Raw genomic sequence first — 20,367 nt, forward strand, 5'->3', positions numbered from 1 at the left:
AATATATGTCAGGATCAGAACAAGTTTTAGAGAAACTAAGTCAATTATCGTATTTTGATAATCTCGCCTTATACTATTTATGTATAGAAACACCTCCACAAACTCTTGCGTTAGCTTTTATGCAAATGGATGAGAAAATTGCAGGTTCAATGTTAGGTGTTTTAGATGTACAAAAAAGAAAGTATGTACATGAATTAATGTCTCTTCAAAAAGATAGTTTGGAAGAAGCAAGAAAAGCCGCCGCAGAAGGCTTGTTACTTATTGCTGACGGCTTAATTTCTAGAAATTTAATTAGCAAACAAGGAAACTACTTTTTCGGAACAAAAAGATAAAAAGATCCCAACCCTAAACAAATCCAACCCACTAAAAAACTCACTCCTCCAATGGGAGTGATGGCTCCTAAAATTCGAATTCCAGTAACTGATAGAGTATATAAACTAAAAGAAAAAATCAGAATTCCCAAAAGGAACATCCAAGTAGCCACACTTAATAAAGTTGAGCTTTTATTTTGAGAGTCTGTTTGGAGTGACTTTTGTAATAATAGAAAAGAAACGAGGGCGGTCAGAGTATGATAAAAATGGTAACGATTTCCTGTTTCGAAAATCACCATAAGTTCTGGAGCTATCATTTTTTTAAGACCGTGTGCGCCGAATGCCCCGATGGCTACTGCTAAAAAACCAAAAAGACAAATGAGAAGGATTAAAACCGCAGAGGATTGCTTCTTGACAAGATTCATTGACGATACTTCCTATTGCCTATGACTTCAGATGCATCCGGAAAGAATACTAAATTTGTAAGAGTTTGGCGACAACTCAATGTTGAGGATGTAAAAAAACAACTACTCTATATCGATGACCTATATGGCACCTGCGGAAATTGTAAAAAATTAGGACTTAATTATCTAAAAGATAAAAAATGCCCTGATTGCGGAGTTACTTTTAAATATTTAGCAACTAAATTAAGTAAGGTGGCAGATATTGGAAAGATTCTAAGCCGAATTGACAAAGAAGGTTTAGATTTAACATTAATCGAGAGAGACGATTTTGAAAGGTCCAGTGCAGCTGACGCAGCAAGAGACCTATTTAAATCATAAAAGCAAGTGAAGATTGGGATGTTTTAACGAATTAAAACTTAAACGACCAACCAAATTGGGCTGTTTTGTTATGTGCGGAAGTATCTTCCCAAGCATCAAAAGCTCGAACCGCTCTTGAGACAGCAAGGGCGGCAAAAACTCCCACTGCATTCGGCGAATCCCAAACATTTCCGGCACCTTTAACATTGGCCATATTATCCCAAATATTTTTTTTTGGCAAATTTTCTTGTGCGTACAGATAAGCACCACCAGCCAAGATCAAATCACATAATAAATAAATACTCATACTAACAAAGGTATCTCGATTCGAAAAAAGAGGTGAGTTCCAAGAGTTATAACCAACAGAAGCCATTGGAGAGATTAAATTTAATCCTTGTGAGACAACATGGTATTTTTCTGAAAGGGGAACTGCAGATTCATGTGGAGCTTTTTGGAGTAACTCTTGTTCCAAAATTTCTTTCCACATCCTCTCTTGACCACGTCTAGGAGATTCAATGCGAATGATGGAATCGGGAGAAGTTTTTCCAACTTTTCCTACATAAATATTAAAATCATAAGGATTTTTCCAACGGTTTTTGTATCTGTAAACAAAACCTTGTGTTTTTTCATCTGCATAAAAATCAGGATCTAATTTATTTAGTAGAGCCACCAAACGAAGATTAACATCTTCTGGGCCACCTAAGATTTCTACAGTTTCCCCTGCAACCAAGGGATTAACGCCGCTAGTTGGCAAAAGTAATAGAAAACAAAAAAAGAAAACGAAGGATAGGAGACCTTTTAAACAAAAATTCATGACTGGACTCCAGGAAGTTGAAGGTAAGCATTAATTAAACCTAACGAATTATATGTGGCATGACAGGCCATTGCAATCCAAATATTACCTGTTTTAATATAGATATATCCAAAGAACATTCCCACGCCACCAATGATAAATGGTATCGCAATCGATGTTCCTTCCCCGTAATGAAGCCAACCAAACAGTAGAGAAACAATAAACAATCCTTCTTGTGCAAGGTTTTTATCGATGAAAGCTTTCAACAAAAATCCTCTAAAAAAAATTTCTTCGAGAATTCCAGTAATGATACCAACAACATATATGCCCCAAGCTAATAGATATGTGTTTCCATGTATTGCTTCATAAAGTTTTTTTGCAAATACCCCAGAATCAACAGGTACTGATAATTTTTCCAATACCAAACCAAATATAACTACTACGATAAAACAAATAAATCCGTTTGCTATACCTCGAAGTAAAATCGGGATAGACAACTCATCTTGAAGATTCGTAACCGGAATTTGTAGGACTTTTTTATAAAGTAAATATCCCAAACCAACATAACATAGAAACCAAGGAATTGAATGACCTAATAGGTAATGTGGTTTTTCAGAAAAAACTTTATCGTAAAACTGCGACAAAAGCAAACTTGGGTTCTCAGTGATTTCCTTCTGGAACTGGTCTTTGATAGGCGTTACAATCTTTTCATATTCGGTAAGCATTGTGGAAAAATCCATCTTGCCTTCCCAATATTCTTCATAAAGGGGAAGTAACTGGTCTTCAGGAATTCGATCGCCTAGCACCGTATTGTTAACAAAGGCTAAAAAAATAACGGAATAGAAGAAAGAACATACATAAACGAGACCAAGTGAGTAAGCTGTAAGTCGAAAGATCTCAAAAAAACGATTCTGCATCTGCCTTACAGTTCCTCAATTTCGGCAAGAATCGTCATCGTTTTTTTGGGAAATGGCCGATATTCAAATAAGAAGATTATGTCTAAAACCACAAATTTTCCAAAATGGGCCCTGTTTCTATTCACTCTAAGCGCATTTCCCTCGCTTATTTCCAGCCCTCTTTCTTTGGCAAATTTGGAATACACCAATCCTTCGCTAAAAAATCTTCGTTCTGAAATCAAAGAAAATTTACGGATCTCCAAGTCTGGTGCAAAAAAAGAGGAGCTCATTCCCCTCAAATACTATGAATACAAAGTTCGTAAGGAAGATAATTTTTTTAAAATAATGGCTCGCACAGGAATGGATTTGGAAACTCTTTCTTCCGTCAACGAGCTTAGTTCACCCCATGATTTGTCTCCAGGAATGATCTTAGAAATTCCTAACATGCGTGGAACCTTTCATCCCGAAGAAACAACAGGTGATGAGAAAACAAAACTAACATTAGCTGAAAAATATAATATTGATTCAAATAAATTACAATATGATACAGAAAGAGAAAAATGGTTTTTGCCTGGCATATCGATGGGAAAATCCGAAAAATCATTTTTTTATGGATTTGGATTTCAATTTCCATTAACGGAAGCAAGAATCTCTTCAGGTTTTGGAAAACGAGCAGATCCATTTACAAAAAAAGACACATTTCATGGTGGGATAGATTTAGCCGCCGAACAAGGATCAGACGTATTTGCTTCTATGGAAGGCGAAGTTATATTCAAAGGGAAACAAGGTGGTTATGGAAATTTAATCATCTTAAAACACAACTTAGGATATGAAACTCGTTATGGTCATCTTTTTGATTTTAATATTAATGTAGGTCAGAAAGTAAAAAAGGGCCAAAAAATTGCGGAAGTTGGTCAAACAGGTAGAGCGACCGGTCCACATTTGCATTTTGAAATTAGAAGAAATTCAAAACGTGAAAGACCTATTTTTCGATCTCATTAAAAAAAGATTTTACGTTACTTATTGATTTTTGTAATTCTGGGAATCAATGGACTTTGAAATTTCACAAGAAGTGGAAACACTTCGCAAAAACATCCGAGACTTCATTACAAATGAAATCATCCCTCTGGAAAAACATTATGATTATGAAAAAGGTCGAATGCCAGAAGATATTAACCAACAAGCGCGTGCTAAAGTAAAGGCAGCTGGTTTTTGGACTCCACATCTTCCAAAATCTGAGGGTGGATTGGGTTTAGATTTGATTGGAACCTGCATTATCTTTAGTGAACTAGGTCGTTCACCTATAGCACCATACATATTTAATTGTGATGCACCAGATGAAGGAAATATGCATTTACTTTCGATTGCTGCCACAGAAAAACAAAAAGAATTAATTCTCCATCCACTCATCAAAGGTGATTTAAGGACTGGCTTTGCAATGACAGAACCAGCGCCTGGTGCAGGTTCTGATCCAACCACATTACAAACAAATGCGGAAAAACATGGAGATAAATATATTCTCAATGGCCGTAAGTGGTACTGCACTGGAGCCAATGGTGCTAAGTATTTAATTGTAATGGCGAAGGTAAATGGAAGTTTCCGTAAAACAACTATGTTCCTTGTTCCAACGGATGCCAAAGGTTACACTATGGTTCGAGAAATTGAACTTATGGGTTCCCATGGACCAGGCGGACACTGCGAACTTAATTTTGAAAATGTAGAAGTTCCCGAAGATATGATTCTTGGACGTATAGGTGAAGGTTTTCGTCTTTCCCAAGAGAGACTCGGTCCTGCACGTTTGACTCACTGTATGCGTTGGACAGGAATGGCCAGACGCGCATTATCCATTGCACGTAGTTATGCGAAAGAACGAGAAGTTTTTAGTTCCCGAATTGCTGACCACCAAGGAATTCAATGGATGTTTGCAGAACGTGCTACTGAAATTGAAATGGCATTCCTTTTGACTTTGAAAGCTGCTTGGTTACTTCAAAAAGGAAAAGATGCGCGCCAAGAAACTTCTATGGCAAAATGGAAAGTGAGTGAGTCTTTGTGTAATACCATCGATATGGGCATCCAAATCTGCGGAGGCAAAGGATATTCGAGAGATCTTCCTTTAGAATTGTTTTACAGGGATGCAAGAGCCGCAAGAATTGCCGATGGACCATCCGAAGTTCATAAGATGGTCATTGGTCGAAACTACATTTCTGAAAAATGGGACTTTTAAGGATTCATGGAAATTAAGGAATTACAAGAAAAAGTAGAACTCCACTTATCTTCTATTTGGAAAGACAATGTAAAAGTCTCACAAATACAACATTTGAGTGGAGGTGCTTGCCAAGATAATTATGCATTGGACTTAATTTCCAAATCCGGGAAACAGTCGTTAGTTTTACGTACGGACAAAGGGGCAAGTTTACTTTCTTCTTTGTCTAAACGAGATGAATTTAAAGTAGCCGAACTTGTTTACAAAGCTGGAGTAAAAACACCGATTCCAGTGCATTTGGAAGAAACCCCTGATATCATTGGTTCTCCTTTTTTTCTAATGGAAAAAATTGGAGGCAAAGCCACCGGACGGTACATTACAAAAGATAAGGAATTAGATTCTTATCGAAAAACTCGGATGGTAGTAGATCTAGCCGAAAACTTGGCAAAACTTCATACAGTAAAACCAAGTTCAGTTTCTGATGAAGAACTTAAACAAAAACTAAAACTTGTTACTATTGAAAATTATATTTCTATTGCACTATTAGATCTAAGACAATCGTTAGACGAACTTCCTGAAGCACACCCGGCCATTGAATTGTGTTTGTTTTGGTTGGAATCAAATGCACCATCGATTGATGAAATCGTCTTAGTCCACGGTGATTTTCGCACTGGAAATTTTATGATGAATGCAGAAGGACTCCAAGGGATTTTAGATTATGAATTTGCGCACTTTGGGGATCGGCACGAAGACATCGCTTGGTTGTGTATGCGCGACTGGCGATTTGGCAGACTTAACAAAGAAGTCGGTGGCTTTGGAGATCGGAAAGATTTTTATAAAGCTTATCAAAACACTTCCGGTATTCCAGTGGATCCGTTTAAAGTAACTTTCTGGGAAATTATGGGGAATGTTCGCTGGGCCATTGGAAGTGCACAACAGACAGAGAGGCATTTATCAGGTAAAGACAAAGGAATCGAACTTGCTGCCATCGGCCGACGAACCGCTGAAATGGAATGGGAAGCAATGAGACTCATCGAGGAAATTAGTAATGCAATATAGACCAGAAACAAAAGAACTCATATCAACCATTCAAGATTTTTTGATGAAAGAACTTCTTCCAAAATTGGAAGGTGATGAATTGTTATCTTACAAAACATTAGTTTCTTGGAATATGTTGGGTGTGATTGCTAGAGAAACGGAGTCGAAAGAATTTGAATCGGATTTTCATCAAATTCTAAGTTTAAATTTAAAAATTTCTGATTTGGAATCAAATTTTAATTCGGAACAATTTTCAAATTTAACTCGTAAGGAAAAATACAATCTTCTATTTACTTGGAACAAAGAATTCTCAGCAATGATTCGTAGACTATCTAAAGACAAAACAAATTCGGACATTAAACCCGGAGGAAAGATTTGGAATTTTGCGAAAGACCGATTAAAAGAATCGCTCAGTATTTCCAATCCGAGGTTCCAAACATAAATGTCTTTACTGTATTTGGTCCGTCATGGGCAGGCAGATCGTCTTGGGAAAAACTATGATCAACTAACAGAACACGGTTGGAAACAAGCAAAATTACTGGGAGAATACTTCAAAAACCAAAGAATCGAATTTGATTCTGTATACACAGGTAGTCTCAACCGACAAAAACAAACTGCACAAGGAATCATTGAAAGTTTTTCAAAAGACCAGTTTTGTATTCCAGAACCAATAGAAAATCCAGCTTGGGACGAATTTGATTCCAAAATGTGGCTTGGTCTTGCGGCTAAGATTCGTCATGCGAATGGTAACTTTGCAAAATTGTACGAATCTTATAAAAAAGCCTGGGAAGACGGAAAAGAGGAAACAAGAGACTATTTCCAAGAACTCATTCAAACTGTTTTACACGATTGGGTTCATGGAGTTTGGGATCCTGTAGAACCTTATACATTCAAAGAATACGTAGATAAAGTTTCTTCTGGCCCGAAAGAGATACCGAACGATGTAAAAAGTACGTTAGTAGTTTCTTCTAGTACTCCTATAGCGATTATGATGGGTCTATCTTGTAAAATGCAACCTGTCGAATTTCCCGTATTTATGAAATCGATTACCAATTCTTCTCTCAGTATTTTTAGACGGGAAAAAGATCATTGGGAGCCTGTGAGTTGGAACAACACACCCCATTTACAAGATCCAGATTTAGTTACCTTAGTTTGAAATTAACCTGAAACTAAGTTCATTTGAAAAAACGTATAATGACGAATTGGTGAAGTTATTGGGCAAAGGAGGATAGAAGTTTGACTCTATTTTTTGCTTTTTGTCCCCAACCAGTTCTCGGATAATTTTTATACAAATGTTCCATCGCTGCTAATTCTTCTTCATTCGATTTACTATAACGAATTGCGATTTTTGGTTCTTCTTGGAATTTAAAATCAACGGTGACGTGAAAACTTCCCATAAAAACAACAGTTCCTGGTTGTAGATCAACTCTTGATTTTTCAATATCGGCTCGGTCAAAATCGATATCTATTTTTGTGGGTTGTTTTGTACTTCCAAATGCAAAGTCCGATGCACCACGATTCAAAAGATGGACGGCATCATAAATTTCGTACTGACCTTCCTTTAAATTTTGGAAGTAATAGTAGTGTTCCGAACTTTCATTGTATTCAAAGGATTTATCACCTTTTCTAAGAGTAACTTTCTGGAATCTAGGATCAATGAGTTCATCTAAAACCATTTCATCCTTAACAATCGTCATGTGAAGAATGATGAGACTACTCTGTGCATTTTTTGGTCCAAAACTAGAACATTCCGGAAAGAGATAAGTAATTAAAAATAAAATCAAAACCTTCCGAAAAATTCCTGAAGTAATCTTTTCTAACTTGGAAATTTTTTTATCTGATGGATTTGATTCTCCATCTATATCGAAACTTTTTTCTGAATGATCTTCGTAAGAATTAGAACTCATTGATTTTATTTACCTCAACCCATTGGGTATTGGATCTTCTTAGAAACAAGATTGATTTCCGATAGAATTTCATCAGACAAAATGACATCAGTTGCTTTTAAAGACTCGTCCAGTTGTGCGACTGTATTGGCTCCTATTATCGTCGAAGCAACAAAGTCATGTTGTTTGCTCCAAGCGACAGAAAGGACAGTGGCACTCATTCCATATTTTTCCGCAATTTTCATTAGGTCTGCAGTGGCTGCCAAAGTGTTTTCATTTAAGAAACGACTGGCCATCCGTCGCTGTCTCTCTCCTTCGGCAATATAACGAACAAACCTAGCCCCTTCCGGAGGAACAGTCCCGTTGTATTTTCCTGTGAGGACTCCACCAGCAAGAGGAGAATAAGGTAATAAAGATACTCCTTCTTTTCGGCAAACTTGTGCTAACTCATCTTCGAAACGACGATTCAAAATGGAAAAGTTATTTTGAATGGAATCATAACGAATTAGATTGTATTTGTCTGAAGTCCAAAGGCTTTTCATCAGCCCAAAAGAAGTTTCGTTGGAACAACCGGCATACCTAATTTTTCCTTCTTCTTTTAGTTCTGTCAAAACTTCCATGGTTTCATCATAAGCAACATCATGGTCTGGCCAATGTGTTTGATACAAATCAATAGTTTCAATACCTAATCTTTGTAAGGAACCTTCAATCGCACGACGAATATGGTACTTGTCTAGTGCAGTTTTTCCTTCGCGGAGTGGGGGACTAAACCAACCGTGTCCTGGGCCTGCGACTTTCGTTGCGAGAATGATACCATCTCGAGGTTTTGTTTTGAGCCACTTTCCAAAAATTTCTTCAGTTCGATGCACCCAAGATTTTTGAGGAGGCACAGGATAAATTTCCGCGGTATCATAAAAATCAATTCCGGCATCGTAAGCACGATCCAAAATTCGAAACGCCTCATCCTCGTTACACGAGGAGCCAAATGTCATGGTGCCCATACAAATTTCGGATACCACCATTCCTGTTTTTCCAAGTCTTCGTTTTTTCATGTTATTTTTTGATTAAAAATGTTCTGAATTGATTTTTTGGATCACTCCATTCTATAACGTGATCTTTTACTTTTGCTTTTGTGGGCCCACGTTGCATGGCTCTATACAAATCTTCTATAAAAAGTTTATCACCTTCAACCACTGCTTCGACTTCCCCATTGGGTAAGTTTTGTGTATAACCTTTGAGTCTCATCTCTTGGGCTTTTTGGAGGATATAGTAACGAAATCCTACCCCTTGTACGATTCCTCGTATTAATATTCTCGCTCTTGCTTCTTCTGATTTTCCCAAAGATAGTCTCCTTTCTAGAACTTACTTGGATTTTGAATTCTCTGCAATGTAATTTTGAATGGCAGATTTAAAAAGAGGGACAAACTTCTCGTAGACGGCTCGTTTGAACTCAACAACGGAAAGGATAGTATCTTCGATTTCCATAAATTGGACCGTTAAAAACTCTTGTTCATGGTGGACCAAATCACATTCATCTAATGTTCCATTCCAATAAAATAAAATCCATCTTTGTAATTGCCCGCGGAATTTTTGTAAGTGAGAATTGAGACCTAAAGAATTCGGAAAATCATAGGGAATCCAATCGGGATATTCGGTTACATAGGTTGCTTTTTTGATTCCCAATTCTTCATATAATTCTCGTTTAGCGGCTTCCAAATAATCCTCATTTTCATCGATTCCACCTTGAGGAAATTGCCAAGAACCTGGGAATTGTACTCGTTCGCCTACAATGACTTTGCCTAAAGAATTAAAAACCACCATGCCTACATTTTTGCGGTAGGGTTTGTCTGTCATATTCCTTAGAATAGGTCTATCATCCATTTTCGCAAGAAATTCCTTAATTTTTTGTTTCTCCGCCAGTCCTTGGTTCCAATCTTGGACTTAGGAAGTACTATGAAGATCATTTTGGTTCGTCACGGAGAGGCTGAAAACCCAGGTCCAGCAGTTTCCGATTCACAGCGGGATCTAACAGATAAAGGTGTCAGTGATATTCATAAAATCGGAAAGTTCATTAAAAATTCTTCCTTAGCAGTCAAACAAGTATACTATAGTCCGTATACAAGAACCAAACATACTGCAGAAATCCTTTCCGAAGAATTAAAGTATGGCTGTGAAATGGTTGCCTCAGATGATTTACTTGCAGGTAAAGGTTGTACTGATATTATCTCTTGTTTAGTCAATTTTACAAATTCCGACACAGTTCTGTTAGTCGGACACAATCCAGACATCACATATTTCGCCGCAAAACTTTTGGGAAATTCCAGTGCTGCAGAGAATTTAATCTTCCAACCTGGGTCTACCATTGCCATCAATGTAGCTCGGGAAAAATTTGCACATGGTCAAATTATTTGGGCCATTTCACCAGACAATCTTGGGCTTTGAATTCTTAATTTGTCAGTAAGACTTGACCCAACATAGATCGTAATGTTTTTGGATTCCAGAACACGGGGTGTAGCGCAGCGGTAGCGCACTTGTCTGGGGGGCAAGGGGTCGCCGGTTCAAATCCGGTCACTCCGAAGTTCAAAAGTTTGGATTTAAAAAACCCAGCAGGCCTGCGAACAAACCTGCCGGAAGAAAATTCAGGATGGTGAGATACAAAAAAAACTAAAAACTTATGAAGGTTTGTTTTGATTTCCTTCTTTTACTTTATCTAAATATTTAACTACGTTGTCTTTGAGTTCATCAATACGGACGATTCCCCAAGCAATTCCCATTTTTACTTTGAGGGCATTATCACTTGTATCGCTTTCGCCTTGTTCTTTTAGCTTTTGAAAGTTAGTTTCAAATTTGCTTTTTTTCTCATTTAAGTCAACTACCAGTTTCTCCCAGACTTCTTTGGAAGTTTTGACGGCGCCAATCCCAGCATTTACGATATCTTGTAGCTTGTTTTCCACATTGCTCATCGGATGTTACTCCTTATCATTCCATTATTTTGCAGTGCACAATAATGTCCAGAAAGAATTTTCTGGAGGATTCTGAATTCCTGGGCTAAAATGGTCGGATGCGTGTAAAAACCCTATGGACTTTCATTTCCATTTCGACCCTAGTTTTTCTGTTTGTGAACTGCAGTAGCCCCATCCAAGAAAAACCAATTGTTGGTTGTGAACGAATTTCAGGAACTCCGGGTCCTGAAGATTTGGATCTCATCCGAGATACCTCTACAGTGATTGTTTCGTCCCATGAACGTCGCAATGGACTAAAAGATATTGGTGCATTGTTCGAAGTATCGTTAACCAATCCCGATGGAAAATTGGAAGCAAAAAAAATAGAAACCAATTATCCTGAAAACTTTCGTCCGCATGGAATTAGTTATGCGAAAGTTAACGGTGTCGATACCTTAGCTGTTATCTCTCATACATTAGTAGATGAAAACCCACATACCATCGAAATTTTTGAACGTTCCAAGTCAGGCAAATGGACATTTACCAAAACATTGAGTGATCCCACTCTCACAAGTCCAAACGATATTTTTATGAACGAAGCCGGAGAGATTTTTGCCTCCAATGATAATGGAACTAGTAATGCCTTTCGTAAGTATTGGGACATGATCATCCGAAGTGGTCGGGCCGACGTATCTTACTATGATGGAAAAACATTCCAAACACTTGGTGTTCCCGTGATGCTTGGGAATGGAATTTACATTCGTAAAAAAGGAAATGATGAATTGTTGTATCGATCCGTATTTTCTGAAAAAGCCATTCGAGTGTACCAAGTGGAACGAAATTCTGGTAAAATCAATTTAAAGTATTTGGAATCCATAGCCATTGGCGCAGGCCCTGATAATATTTTAGAAGATGAAAATGGAATGTTATGGCTTGCGGCCCACGATTCCACTTATAAATTCATTCGTCACGTGATGAACCGAACGAATTTAGCACCCACTCGTGTTTTTAAAATCAATCCAGAAACAAAAGAAGTTACGGAAGTGTATGCCAATGAAGGCGCAGAAATATCAGCAGGAAGCACGGGGCTTGTTTTTAAAAACAAACTTTTGATTTCGCAAGTGTTTGAAGATTTCCTTTTGGTTTGCCCAAGGCCGTAAGGGAACGATTTTGAATTAGTTTTAGGATACGATGGTGATGAGAGGTGCTGTCGTATTAAATTTTTTTTATACATGAATTAAAAAACAAATTCTAAACCTTTTTTACTATATTAGTTAAAAAAAGGTGAGAAATGTAAGGCCGTGCTCTCTTAGTTTAGAATGCCCTAAAGTTCAGACCAGAGAATGTATGAAAAATGCTTGCAAATTCATGAATTTGAATAGAATTACGATTGGTTATTAAATATGGCAAATCTTCAAGTTAGAGATATTGATGACAGGCTATACGAATCATTAAAGAGAAGGGCAGAGTTGGAACATCGATCTGTCAGTCAAGAAGTAGTCATGATCATTGAAAGTCATTTAAAAAGAGATAATCTTGAAACAGAGAGACAAACTGTTGAATTTCTAAAACTTACAAATTCTTGGCACGATGAAAAAACCGCAAAAGAAATCATATCCGACATTCGATCATCAAGATCTAAAAAAAATAGATCAAAGGTCACAGATGAGCTTTTTGATTGATACAGATATTATCATTTATAGTCTCAAGGGAAATGAGAAAGTTCAGAAAAATCTCATCGAAAAAAAGCATACTTCAAAAGCAATTTCCGTCATTACTTATGGTGAGTTAATCTTTGGTGCGAAAAAATCAAAAAGTAGAGAAAAGAATTTAGCAACCGTATATAGAATTGGCGAACTTTTCCACGTTGTCGAATTGACTAAAGGAATTGTCGAAACATTTGGCGAAGTGAAAGCCGTATTACAGAAAAAAGGAAATATTGTTGATGATTTCGATTTATTAATCGGATCTACTGCTTTATTTCTAAATTACACATTAGTTACTAATAACGAAAGACACTTTTCCATGATTCCCGATTTAAGAATCGAGAATTGGAGTAAATGAAGGCAGTATATCTTCCTAATTTTTCCACCTAACGCCACCATGAAATACATCGCACTGCTCAGAGGGATCAATGTTGGAGGAAACAGAAAGGTAGAAATGAAAAAACTCCGAAACCTTTTTGAATCCTTAGGATTTACAAACGTTTCTACTTATATCAATTCTGGTAATATTATCTTTGAATCCAATCTTGACGCAAAGAACGTACTTATTAAAATACAAAAGAGTTTTGAGAAAACTTTTGATTTTGAAATTCCCACTCTTGTGAAGACAGAAAAGGAAATGATAAAAATTGTCAGTGCTATCCCCGAGGAATGGCAGAATGATCCAACACAAAAAACGGATGTTGCCTATTTATTTCCAGAAGCTGATTCCAAAAAAATCATTGAGGAACTTCCTCTCAAAATAGAATTTTTAGAAATTCGTTATGTAAAAGGTGCCCTCTTTTGGAATATCAAACGAGAAAATGTAAACAAAAGCCAACTGGCGAAACTCATCAGTCATAAACTGTACAAATCCATGACGATACGAAATGTAAATACTGCTAGGTTTTTAGCAGGAGAAACAGAGTAACAATAATTTAGAGATCCAACATTTTCCCTAATCTATAGAATTTATTTTGAAGAGAAGGATTTTAAATCGGCCAGTGGTTTGGTAGTATAATCTACTGTTTTGGAAAGCTTCCCATATTTAGTAATTATCTCGAAATTACTTCTCAGATAAGTTTCTACATTGATTATCATCTCAGCCTAATCCCTTTAATACCGCTTCAATCGTATCAACTAACAACAGTTCTCTGTTCTCCCCGCAATGCTGAGCCACAAGTTTGGGGTGGGTGAAAGCCGCTCCTGCAGAAATCAGAATTTCTGCTACAAGGTTCACATCACGTTTTTTGATTTTCTTTTGGTTTATGGCTTCGGTAACCAATTTCGACATTTGGGTTTGCATATTGGTCAAATGAGTTTGGATAAAGGGCTTGGATTCTTCTGCCGCCATATCAAAAGCTTTATACAACTCGGGATCCAGTTTTACTTTTTCCAATTTCATTCGGTGGAGGTTTAGAAACCAAGTGAGGATCTTTTGGATGGGGTCTCGTTTTTCTGCCACGAGAAGGTCTTGTTTTTCATCTAACTTCACAAGCCACCTTTCGGAAACAGCGTCGAATAGAGCTGTTTTGTCCTGAAAATGGGAATAGAGGGCCGCGTGGCTAATCCCCATTTCTTTCGCAACGTCCACCAATCGAACCTTTTCAAAACCCTTGGCCCGCATTTGGTTTATGGCAATTTCCACGGCCTTGTCTTGGATTTCCGAGGCTGTGAGACCGGTTCTTGGCATAAGGAAAGGATCAAATCGAAATCTTGGGGGTCAATCTCAAATTACAAAATGAAAAAAACGTTAGTTTCGAAACTTACGGACTTGACTTTTTGTAACTTACAAAATATTGTAAATGTAACTAAGGAAACGGTAAAATATATGCAATTGAATGGAAATACAATCCTCATCACTGGGGGAACGAGTGGGATCGGCCTTGCTCTTGCCAAACGATTCTCTGATTTGGGAAACCAAATTCTAATTTGCGGAACAAACGAAACGAAAATGGAAGAGATTCGGAAATCTTATCCTAAATGGGGAACATATCTTTTTGATATCTCTCGTCCGGAAGAAAGGGAAAAGTTGTTTCAACAAACCACAAAGGATTTTCCGGAACTGAATGTGTTATTCAATAACGCAGGCATACAAAGGTATCCTAAACTTGGTGAACTAGAACCTTGGACAGATTTAGGAAAGGAAATTGATGTGAATTTGGGAGCTCCTATCCATCTCTCCATGTTATTCGCTAAACACCTGTTTGCAAAGAAAAATGCAGCCATTCTCAATACAACCTCTGGATTGTCACATATTCCTTTGGCTTATGCGCCTGTGTACAGTGCGACAAAAGCGGCCTTACATTCCTTCACATTGACGTTACGATTTCAATTTCGTAACCAACCAATTGAAGTGATTGAAGTTTCTCCACCAATGGTAGATACAGATTTAGGAATCCCTAACACACATACGGCGGGACTAAACTTAGATGAATATGCAAATAGTGTTATGGAAGGCCTGCGAAATGGGGAATTAGAAATCACCACTGGATTTTCTACCGTTTCAGCGAATGCAAGTCGGGAACAAAAAAATGAAATCTTTTTGTCTATGAACCAAGCTAGGAGTGCTTCAAACTAAAGACCGACCCACAAAGGCACAAGCGATGGCGTCCCATGAGTCGTCGTGGCCTTTCAGATCTTTAAATCCTAAAATCATTTGGATTGCTGCCCGAACTTCTTTTTTGGTAGCGTTCCCTTTGGCGGAAATTCCTTTTTTGATTTGTGTGGCCGTGAGAGAAACCACAGGGATTTGTTTTTCTCCGAGAGAAAGTAAAATGACCCCGCGAGATTCCGAAACCTTCATCCCCGTTGTCGTGTTCTGAACAAAGAACAGTTCTTCCACTGCGGCTGTTTCCGGTTGGTATTCCGAAAGAATGTCCATTAGTTCCTTTCTGATTTGGAGGAGATTGTCTGGGGACGGGGTTTTCGGTGCCACTTCAATCGTTCCGTAAGTTAAAAGCTTTGGATTACGACGCATGCCTTCGGGAAAAGAAAGAATCGCATACCCTACACGGTGGGATCCGGGATCAATGCCTATGATTTTCAATAATTTCTTTCCTTAGCCCCAACTTTTGTCCAGTTTGGCCCTCCCCGACCCAAAACCTAGTCTAAAAATGAAAATGACAAGGTACTTTCTTTCCGTATAGTGGAAGAAAACCACCGCAGGAACGTTAAACACATGACCGCAACGGCAGTGAAACTCGAAAAATCCCAGGCGGAGAAGGCTCTTAGTGCCCAAGCCGCCCTCCTTAATGAAGTTACCAAACGACTAGCTCAGAAAAATTCCGATAACGGCAAAGTATCCGTAAGCAAAATGGACAAAACGCAACATGTGTTTTACCAATTGGCTTGGATGACGGCTCAACAACGTGTTGCTGAGAACTTTATCGTTTATGCTTGGGATGCGTCCAAGGGAACTGGTGAAATGGAACAGAAAATGGCTCTTACTTTTGCAGCCGAAACTGTTTCTAACATTCGTTCTGAACTGGCAGCTCGTCCTGCTGAATATGAACTCACATACCAAGAACTATTCTCCAAACTTTTTTCTGATGAAATCAATGTTTACGTTGAAGCAGCATCCAAAATGGAAAACTACGAGGCCATTGTAGACAAGATTATTGATCTTGGACACTTCGGTGCTTATGGACTTTCCGAAGACCATGAAAACTTTCGCGGAATTTTCAAAGATTTTGCTGAAAACGTAGTGGTTCCACATGCAGAACATGTCCACAGACATGACGACCTGATCCCACAAGAAATCATCAACGGATTAAAAGACATGGGTTGTTTTGGACTTTGTATTCCAGAACAGTTTGGTGGAATCCAACCAGATGACCGCCCAGATAACATTTCCATGTTAGTGGTAACGGAAGAACTTTCTCGTGGTTCCCTTGGAGCTGCTGGATCTCTTATCACAAGACCAGAAATTATGTCCAAGGCCCTCCTCAAAGGGGGAACAGAAGAACAAAAAAACAAATGGTTACCACTACTTGCTTCCGGTGAAAAATTCGCAGGAATTATGGTAACAGAACCTAACTACGGTTCTGACGTTGCTGGAGTTTCTGTAACTGCAAAAGAAGTAGACGGTGGATTTGTAATCAACGGTGTAAAAACTTGGTGCACATTCGCAGGTTATGCGAACCTCCTACTTATCCTTTGCCGTACAGAATCTGATCCAAGTCTCAAACACAGAGGTCTTTCCATCCTACTGGCTGAAAAACCATCTTTTGATGGCCACGAATTCAATTACAAACAAGACGGCGGCGGAACCATCCAAGGAAAAGCAATCGGAACCATTGGTTACCGAGGAATGCACTCTTACGAAGTTTCTTTCGAAGATTATTTTGTTCCAAAAGAAAACCTTCTTGGTGGGGATGCAGGACGTGGAAAAGGATTCTACTTCCAAATGGAAGGATTTGCCGGTGGACGTATCCAAACCGCAGCTCGTGCTAACGGTGTGATGCAAGCCGCTCTAGAAGCCGCACTTCGTTATTCCCAAGAACGTAAAGTATTCGCAAAACCAATTTACGATTATACTTTAACAAAGTTCAAAATTGCGAAGATGGCAATGATTGTCCAAGCAACTCGCCAGTATACTAACTATGTAGCAACATTACTCGATGAACACAAAGGCCAAATGGAAGCAACACTTGTTAAGTTGTATGCATCCAAAATCGCTGAGTGGGTCACTCGTGAAGCAATGCAAATTCATGGTGGTATGGGTTATGCGGAAGAATATCCAGTATCAAGATATTTTGTTGATGCTCGTGTATTCTCTATCTTTGAAGGTGCGGAAGAAGTAATGGCTCTTCGTGTTGTTGCGAAAGACCTACTTGACCAAGCACTCGCTTCTTAGTTAGAAACTAAGTGTATGTGAGTCGATAGGATTTACAAACTCCATCGGCAAAATAAAGGAAAAGCCCGAGAAATCGGGCTTTTTTTATACCTAAGCCAAAATAATCGGATAGTCTCTTGCTTACGTTAGCATTCTCCAGGTACGTCACAAAACGCATTAATCATAAACAAATATCCATCAAAATTAGTACAGATATTAATGCCTAATTTTCGATAACGCTCAGCATCGGGACTTTTTTCACAAGCAAGAACTGTGGAAACTAAGCATAGATTGGATTTTTTCTTTTCTTTATCACATTTCCCTGTTACATTTGCAATGCCTCGATCGCAATTTGCCAATAGAATCATGGACAATAGAAGAATTAAATATTTGATCATTTTCATATGTAATTTCTCGTGAGTATCAGAAACTAAATTCGATTTTTTGTCAATTAGATTCAGCAGATGACTTCTGTTTTGCGATGTAAAGTTCAATCCTTGTATGGATATTACAAAATAAAGGGAATTGTCCATAAAAATACGCATCGAATGGACAATCCTTGGGAATTGCGTGAGTTTTATGTTATAGATTCGGATGGATATTTGCTGAAATATCGATAAAATTCAGAAGGATAATCTCCTATTCATTTTCATTTTGGAAGTCTAATTTGAGATACAGTAATCTTATTTATTTTACTTTTTTCATTTTTGTTTATGTTTTTAAGATCACACGAAAAGAATTTAGGATAATACAAAACAAAATTTTGAAACTAAACTTAATATGATTCTACGACAAATATTTTATTTTCTTATTTTTTCTGTTTTGAACTTCTCTTGCAAAACACCAATGCCTGAGTTGAGTTCTGAGGCAAAACTTTCCAAAAATAAAATGATATCGATTAGATGGACGACGACAGATCCTATTCTCGCTAAAGTTTTTAATGAAGTTTTTCCTGTTCCACCTGCTATTTTGTTAGATGGGAATGAGAATGTAGCAGATTTGACAACGATTCCGCTCCCAGAACCAGATCCAAAATTTGCACCCAAACCAAAGCAAGAAAAGCCAATCGATCCAAATGAACTACCAAGATGGGATCGCGGATTTGAATTATCTAATATAGATAATCTTACGGTTGTCATTCGAAAAGAAAGTCAAAGGCCATTTTATAGTATCGGAGTGAGTTTACTTGCTTTAACTATGTTATATTATGGCACTATGGAGGCAGAAGCGGAATTAGTTTGGACATCTGGCGAAACAAATCTCTATAGAATTTCTTTTTTATCAACTCATGAAACCATTTGGGCTCCTATGCCTTTTTATATTGGAACTGGATCAAGCATTGTAGGACCTGCTATTAATTCGAATCGTTATCCATCTACACTCCAAAAATACTGTACACAAGAAAAACCTACTAAATTAAGAGAATCCCTCGAACAATCTCAAATAGAAAACTGCAAAGAATATGAAACATTCCTTAAGAGACTCTTCCTTCAAAATTACGACAACATCCATTCGCAATTGAAGGAATGGGAAAAAAGGAACCAAGATTGGTTTCAACCATAACATAGGTATTTTTCATTTGATCCAGTTCCAAAATATAAAATTCATTCGCATAACTTTTTATAAATTATTTGTGTTTTTATCTTTTGCTTTTGTCTCTGGGGTGTATCCATTGCGAGATCTTCATTCCGTTTCCATACCAAAAGAAAATTGGAGTATGGTTTTGTATGGCGGAATCTTTACTACCACAGACCTTATCCCCATCGTATTTCGCCAAAAAACCGACTACAAAGAATCCTATATTGGAAGTTTAGGAATCTCACGACCTTTGGATTACCGTATTCGATGGTTCGATTTTCTCTGGGAAGGAAATGTTACCAAACATTTTGGAGAAATGAATCATTGGGAAGTGAATGGATTTTATATTGTAAAAATTGATCGTATGTACGGTTCTCCTTTCAGTTTGTCGTTAGGCGAAGGACTCTCACTTGCCTCGGAAAATCCAAAATTAGAAAATAAAGCAAAAGGATACTATTTGGATGGATTACAAAAAGATGCCATTGAATCTAGGACTTTGTTGAATTATATGATGGTGGAATTTAGTTCCTATTTGCCATTTGAAAGAAAAACCGAATTGTTTTTACGAGTGCACCACCGGTCAGGTGTATTTGGATTGTATTGCCCACCCGATCCAAATTGTGGTTCCAATTTTGTCAGTTATGGATTTAGAACGGCCTTCTGACATCACTTACAAATTAAATAAAATTCTTGGTGATGTCAATATAGTTGGTCTTAGAAATCTAAGTCAATCAGCGATTGAATTTAGTTTTTTGTTGGTTCTTTGATCCAATCAAATTTTGTATCCTTATGTTTTCCTTCTTCAACTAATGTTTTTAAATTTAAAAGTGATTCATAAGGTGTGTCAGTTAAAACTAAATTGATAACCGATTGTGGTACAGATCCGCCTGGTTCAAAATGAGCTTGGTATTCTACTTTTAGTTTTCCATTTGATTGAGGAATGATTCGCCAAACACCTTCAAAGTTTTCCATTCGAGTGACTCCAGAGGGAGTCGGACGTGCATTGGAATCAAGGCGTTTGATTTTCATTACGGTTGCCAAGGTTTTATCGTTTTGTTCAAATCCCCTGTCCATAATCAAATCTCGATCATTCACTGGCCAAGGTGCACCGTTACGAAGGTACACTATTGATTTTTTTTCTGTGCCAGAAAGTACAGTGAGTTCTTTGCATTGGTGATAAAGATTTTTGCAAGAAGCGGGGTCAGTCAACAGAGCTATGACTTGAGAAATGGACGCATCAATTTCTGTTCGACCTAAAAATTCATCTAAGTTAGAACCTGCAAAAGGACGAGTGAATACTTGGATTCCTTTTTTACGTTTTGACTCCGACCATTCGGCTGATTGGGCAAAGAGTGATGATAGATTTGATAGAAAGGAAATTCCTATCAAAGAAATGATTAGAATTTGTTTTTTTGTCAT

28 protein-coding genes and 1 tRNA gene are annotated in these 20,367 nt (G+C 37.7%); 17 read left to right on the plus strand and 12 right to left on the minus strand.

All coding sequences use genetic code 11. The features are described 5' to 3' along the window. The first annotated feature begins 5 nt into the window (after positions 1-5). A complete protein-coding gene (locus CH364_RS10095) occupies positions 6-332 on the plus strand; it encodes a hypothetical protein (RefSeq protein ID WP_100743788.1) in 327 nt (108 codons plus the stop codon). On the opposite strand, the gene CH364_RS10100 is transcribed toward CH364_RS10095, so the two are convergent. Further along, positions 308-736, minus strand: coding sequence for a DUF423 domain-containing protein (locus CH364_RS10100; RefSeq protein WP_100743789.1), 429 nt, complete (start codon positions 734-736; stop codon positions 308-310). The genes CH364_RS10095 and CH364_RS10100 overlap by 25 nt on opposite strands. Before the next feature lie 21 nt (positions 737-757). On the opposite strand from CH364_RS10100, the gene CH364_RS10105 reads away from it, so the two are divergent. After that, complete coding sequence (locus CH364_RS10105; protein WP_100743790.1) at positions 758-1,093, plus strand: hypothetical protein; 336 nt, start codon at positions 758-760, stop codon at positions 1,091-1,093. A 31-nt stretch (positions 1,094-1,124) separates the two neighbouring features. Here the strand turns inward: CH364_RS10105 and CH364_RS10110 are convergent, their stop codons facing one another. After that, positions 1,125-1,886: a hypothetical protein gene (locus CH364_RS10110; RefSeq protein WP_100743791.1), complete on the minus strand. Its 762-nt coding sequence runs from the start codon at positions 1,884-1,886 to the stop codon at positions 1,125-1,127. Beyond that, positions 1,883-2,782: a CPBP family intramembrane glutamic endopeptidase gene (locus CH364_RS10115; protein WP_100743792.1), complete on the minus strand. Its 900-nt coding sequence runs from the start codon at positions 2,780-2,782 to the stop codon at positions 1,883-1,885. Before CH364_RS10115 ends, CH364_RS10110 begins: the two co-directional genes overlap by 4 nt. Positions 2,783-2,860: 78 nt before the next feature. On the opposite strand from CH364_RS10115, the gene CH364_RS10120 reads away from it, so the two are divergent. Genes CH364_RS10120 through CH364_RS10140 form a run of 5 tightly spaced genes read left to right on the plus strand, consistent with a single transcriptional unit; the run spans position 2,861 to position 7,158 of the window. Further along, on the plus strand, positions 2,861-3,763 hold the full coding sequence (locus tag CH364_RS10120; RefSeq protein ID WP_100743793.1) for a LysM peptidoglycan-binding domain-containing M23 family metallopeptidase: 903 nt from the start codon (positions 2,861-2,863) through the stop codon (positions 3,761-3,763). 46 nt (positions 3,764-3,809) lie between these two features. After that, complete coding sequence (locus tag CH364_RS10125) at positions 3,810-4,985, plus strand: acyl-CoA dehydrogenase family protein (protein ID WP_100743794.1); 1,176 nt, start codon at positions 3,810-3,812, stop codon at positions 4,983-4,985. Between the two features lie 6 nt (positions 4,986-4,991). Further along, positions 4,992-6,023, plus strand: coding sequence for a phosphotransferase family protein (locus CH364_RS10130; protein ID WP_100743795.1), 1,032 nt, complete (start codon positions 4,992-4,994; stop codon positions 6,021-6,023). Continuing rightward, positions 6,013-6,444: a hypothetical protein gene (locus CH364_RS10135; protein WP_100743796.1), complete on the plus strand. Its 432-nt coding sequence runs from the start codon at positions 6,013-6,015 to the stop codon at positions 6,442-6,444. Before CH364_RS10130 ends, CH364_RS10135 begins: the two co-directional genes overlap by 11 nt. Next, the gene (locus CH364_RS10140; RefSeq protein WP_100743797.1) at positions 6,445-7,158 is read left to right on the plus strand and encodes a histidine phosphatase family protein; all 714 of its coding nucleotides are present in this window, start codon (positions 6,445-6,447) and stop codon (positions 7,156-7,158) included. A gap of 55 nt (positions 7,159-7,213) precedes the next feature. Here CH364_RS10140 and CH364_RS10145 read toward each other — a convergent pair whose 3' ends face one another. The 4 genes from CH364_RS10145 to CH364_RS10160 are packed head-to-tail and all read right to left on the minus strand — an operon-like array spanning position 7,214 to position 9,769. Beyond that, entirely contained in the window at positions 7,214-7,909 is a 696-nt protein-coding gene (locus CH364_RS10145) for a hypothetical protein (protein ID WP_100743798.1), read from the minus strand. Positions 7,910-7,923: 14 nt separating this feature from the next. Continuing rightward, positions 7,924-8,940: an aldo/keto reductase gene (locus tag CH364_RS10150; protein WP_100743799.1), complete on the minus strand. Its 1,017-nt coding sequence runs from the start codon at positions 8,938-8,940 to the stop codon at positions 7,924-7,926. Position 8,941: 1 nt separating this feature from the next. After that, entirely contained in the window at positions 8,942-9,229 is a 288-nt protein-coding gene (locus CH364_RS10155; protein ID WP_100743800.1) for an acylphosphatase, read from the minus strand. A gap of 21 nt (positions 9,230-9,250) precedes the next feature. Beyond that, positions 9,251-9,769, minus strand: coding sequence for an RNA pyrophosphohydrolase (locus CH364_RS10160; RefSeq protein ID WP_100743801.1), 519 nt, complete (start codon positions 9,767-9,769; stop codon positions 9,251-9,253). A gap of 72 nt (positions 9,770-9,841) precedes the next feature. On the opposite strand from CH364_RS10160, the gene sixA reads away from it, so the two are divergent. Further along, positions 9,842-10,330: a phosphohistidine phosphatase SixA gene (sixA, locus tag CH364_RS10165; protein WP_100743802.1), complete on the plus strand. Its 489-nt coding sequence runs from the start codon at positions 9,842-9,844 to the stop codon at positions 10,328-10,330. 63 nt (positions 10,331-10,393) lie between these two features. Beyond that, positions 10,394-10,465: transfer RNA gene (locus CH364_RS10170), tRNA-Pro, on the plus strand. A gap of 95 nt (positions 10,466-10,560) precedes the next feature. Here CH364_RS10170 and CH364_RS10175 read toward each other — a convergent pair. Continuing rightward, the gene (locus tag CH364_RS10175) at positions 10,561-10,851 is read right to left on the minus strand and encodes an LIMLP_16025 family protein (protein WP_100743803.1); all 291 of its coding nucleotides are present in this window, start codon (positions 10,849-10,851) and stop codon (positions 10,561-10,563) included. A 155-nt stretch (positions 10,852-11,006) separates the two neighbouring features. Here CH364_RS10175 and CH364_RS10180 point away from each other — a divergent pair, with 155 nt between their 5' ends. From CH364_RS10180 to CH364_RS10195, 4 genes are all read left to right on the plus strand, one after another. Then, on the plus strand, positions 11,007-11,990 hold the full coding sequence (locus CH364_RS10180; RefSeq protein ID WP_243401342.1) for an arylesterase: 984 nt from the start codon (positions 11,007-11,009) through the stop codon (positions 11,988-11,990). Positions 11,991-12,233: 243 nt separating this feature from the next. Further along, positions 12,234-12,512 (plus strand): FitA-like ribbon-helix-helix domain-containing protein, encoded by a 279-nt coding sequence (locus CH364_RS10185; RefSeq protein ID WP_100743805.1) that lies wholly within the window; start codon positions 12,234-12,236, stop codon positions 12,510-12,512. After that, on the plus strand, positions 12,496-12,894 hold the full coding sequence (locus tag CH364_RS10190) for a type II toxin-antitoxin system VapC family toxin (RefSeq protein WP_100743806.1): 399 nt from the start codon (positions 12,496-12,498) through the stop codon (positions 12,892-12,894). Before CH364_RS10185 ends, CH364_RS10190 begins: the two co-directional genes overlap by 17 nt. A gap of 39 nt (positions 12,895-12,933) precedes the next feature. After that, complete coding sequence (locus CH364_RS10195) at positions 12,934-13,464, plus strand: DUF1697 domain-containing protein (RefSeq protein WP_100743807.1); 531 nt, start codon at positions 12,934-12,936, stop codon at positions 13,462-13,464. A 171-nt stretch (positions 13,465-13,635) separates the two neighbouring features. On the opposite strand, the gene CH364_RS10200 is transcribed toward CH364_RS10195, so the two are convergent. After that, positions 13,636-14,226, minus strand: a complete 591-nt coding sequence (locus CH364_RS10200) for a TetR/AcrR family transcriptional regulator (RefSeq protein ID WP_100743808.1) — start codon at positions 14,224-14,226, stop codon at positions 13,636-13,638. Positions 14,227-14,364: 138 nt separating this feature from the next. On the opposite strand from CH364_RS10200, the gene CH364_RS10205 reads away from it, so the two are divergent. Further along, entirely contained in the window at positions 14,365-15,114 is a 750-nt protein-coding gene (locus CH364_RS10205; RefSeq protein WP_100744722.1) for an SDR family oxidoreductase, read from the plus strand. Here CH364_RS10205 and CH364_RS10210 read toward each other — a convergent pair. Then, a complete protein-coding gene (locus CH364_RS10210) occupies positions 15,106-15,582 on the minus strand; it encodes a crossover junction endodeoxyribonuclease RuvC (RefSeq protein WP_100743809.1) in 477 nt (158 codons plus the stop codon). The two genes, CH364_RS10205 and CH364_RS10210, sit on opposite strands and share 9 nt — an antisense overlap. A 132-nt stretch (positions 15,583-15,714) precedes the next feature. On the opposite strand from CH364_RS10210, the gene CH364_RS10215 reads away from it, so the two are divergent. After that, positions 15,715-17,391, plus strand: a complete 1,677-nt coding sequence (locus CH364_RS10215; protein ID WP_100743810.1) for an acyl-CoA dehydrogenase family protein — start codon at positions 15,715-15,717, stop codon at positions 17,389-17,391. A gap of 125 nt (positions 17,392-17,516) precedes the next feature. Here the strand turns inward: CH364_RS10215 and CH364_RS18640 are convergent, their stop codons facing one another. Then, on the minus strand, positions 17,517-17,774 hold the full coding sequence (locus tag CH364_RS18640) for a hypothetical protein (protein WP_125178694.1): 258 nt from the start codon (positions 17,772-17,774) through the stop codon (positions 17,517-17,519). A gap of 376 nt (positions 17,775-18,150) precedes the next feature. Between CH364_RS18640 and CH364_RS10225 the strand changes: the two genes are divergently transcribed. Together CH364_RS10225 and CH364_RS10230 are read left to right on the plus strand one after the other, a co-directional pair. Further along, entirely contained in the window at positions 18,151-18,933 is a 783-nt protein-coding gene (locus CH364_RS10225) for a hypothetical protein (protein WP_100743812.1), read from the plus strand. Positions 18,934-18,949: 16 nt separating this feature from the next. Then, positions 18,950-19,612, plus strand: a complete 663-nt coding sequence (locus CH364_RS10230; protein ID WP_100743813.1) for a hypothetical protein — start codon at positions 18,950-18,952, stop codon at positions 19,610-19,612. Between the two features lie 80 nt (positions 19,613-19,692). Here CH364_RS10230 and CH364_RS10235 read toward each other — a convergent pair whose 3' ends face one another. Then, a complete protein-coding gene (locus CH364_RS10235) occupies positions 19,693-20,367 on the minus strand; it encodes an START domain-containing protein (RefSeq protein WP_100743814.1) in 675 nt (224 codons plus the stop codon).

It is taken from the genome of Leptospira harrisiae, from assembly GCF_002811945.1.
GTDB classification, from domain to species: Bacteria; Spirochaetota; Leptospiria; order Leptospirales; family Leptospiraceae; genus Leptospira_A; species Leptospira_A harrisiae.

Coding starts and splice junctions, on each gene's coding strand:
- CH364_RS10095 (WP_100743788.1), top strand. CDS start 6: ATGTCAGGATCAGAACAAGTTTTAGAGAAACTAAGTCAATTATCGTAT.
- CH364_RS10100 (WP_100743789.1), bottom strand. CDS start 736: ATGAATCTTGTCAAGAAGCAATCCTCTGCGGTTTTAATCCTTCTCATT.
- CH364_RS10105 (WP_100743790.1), top strand. CDS start 758: ATGACTTCAGATGCATCCGGAAAGAATACTAAATTTGTAAGAGTTTGG.
- CH364_RS10110 (WP_100743791.1), bottom strand. CDS start 1,886: ATGAATTTTTGTTTAAAAGGTCTCCTATCCTTCGTTTTCTTTTTTTGT.
- CH364_RS10115 (WP_100743792.1), bottom strand. CDS start 2,782: ATGCAGAATCGTTTTTTTGAGATCTTTCGACTTACAGCTTACTCACTT.
- CH364_RS10120 (WP_100743793.1), top strand. CDS start 2,861: ATGTCTAAAACCACAAATTTTCCAAAATGGGCCCTGTTTCTATTCACT.
- CH364_RS10125 (WP_100743794.1), top strand. CDS start 3,810: ATGGACTTTGAAATTTCACAAGAAGTGGAAACACTTCGCAAAAACATC.
- CH364_RS10130 (WP_100743795.1), top strand. CDS start 4,992: ATGGAAATTAAGGAATTACAAGAAAAAGTAGAACTCCACTTATCTTCT.
- CH364_RS10135 (WP_100743796.1), top strand. CDS start 6,013: ATGCAATATAGACCAGAAACAAAAGAACTCATATCAACCATTCAAGAT.
- CH364_RS10140 (WP_100743797.1), top strand. CDS start 6,445: ATGTCTTTACTGTATTTGGTCCGTCATGGGCAGGCAGATCGTCTTGGG.
- CH364_RS10145 (WP_100743798.1), bottom strand. CDS start 7,909: ATGAGTTCTAATTCTTACGAAGATCATTCAGAAAAAAGTTTCGATATA.
- CH364_RS10150 (WP_100743799.1), bottom strand. CDS start 8,940: ATGAAAAAACGAAGACTTGGAAAAACAGGAATGGTGGTATCCGAAATT.
- CH364_RS10160 (WP_100743801.1), bottom strand. CDS start 9,769: ATGGATGATAGACCTATTCTAAGGAATATGACAGACAAACCCTACCGC.
- sixA (WP_100743802.1), top strand. CDS start 9,842: ATGAAGATCATTTTGGTTCGTCACGGAGAGGCTGAAAACCCAGGTCCA.
- CH364_RS10175 (WP_100743803.1), bottom strand. CDS start 10,851: ATGAGCAATGTGGAAAACAAGCTACAAGATATCGTAAATGCTGGGATT.
- CH364_RS10185 (WP_100743805.1), top strand. CDS start 12,234: ATGGCAAATCTTCAAGTTAGAGATATTGATGACAGGCTATACGAATCA.
- CH364_RS10190 (WP_100743806.1), top strand. CDS start 12,496: ATGAGCTTTTTGATTGATACAGATATTATCATTTATAGTCTCAAGGGA.
- CH364_RS10195 (WP_100743807.1), top strand. CDS start 12,934: ATGAAATACATCGCACTGCTCAGAGGGATCAATGTTGGAGGAAACAGA.
- CH364_RS10200 (WP_100743808.1), bottom strand. CDS start 14,226: ATGCCAAGAACCGGTCTCACAGCCTCGGAAATCCAAGACAAGGCCGTG.
- CH364_RS10205 (WP_100744722.1), top strand. CDS start 14,365: ATGCAATTGAATGGAAATACAATCCTCATCACTGGGGGAACGAGTGGG.
- CH364_RS10215 (WP_100743810.1), top strand. CDS start 15,715: ATGACCGCAACGGCAGTGAAACTCGAAAAATCCCAGGCGGAGAAGGCT.
- CH364_RS18640 (WP_125178694.1), bottom strand. CDS start 17,774: ATGAAAATGATCAAATATTTAATTCTTCTATTGTCCATGATTCTATTG.
- CH364_RS10225 (WP_100743812.1), top strand. CDS start 18,151: ATGATTCTACGACAAATATTTTATTTTCTTATTTTTTCTGTTTTGAAC.
- CH364_RS10235 (WP_100743814.1), bottom strand. CDS start 20,367: ATGACAAAAAAACAAATTCTAATCATTTCTTTGATAGGAATTTCCTTT.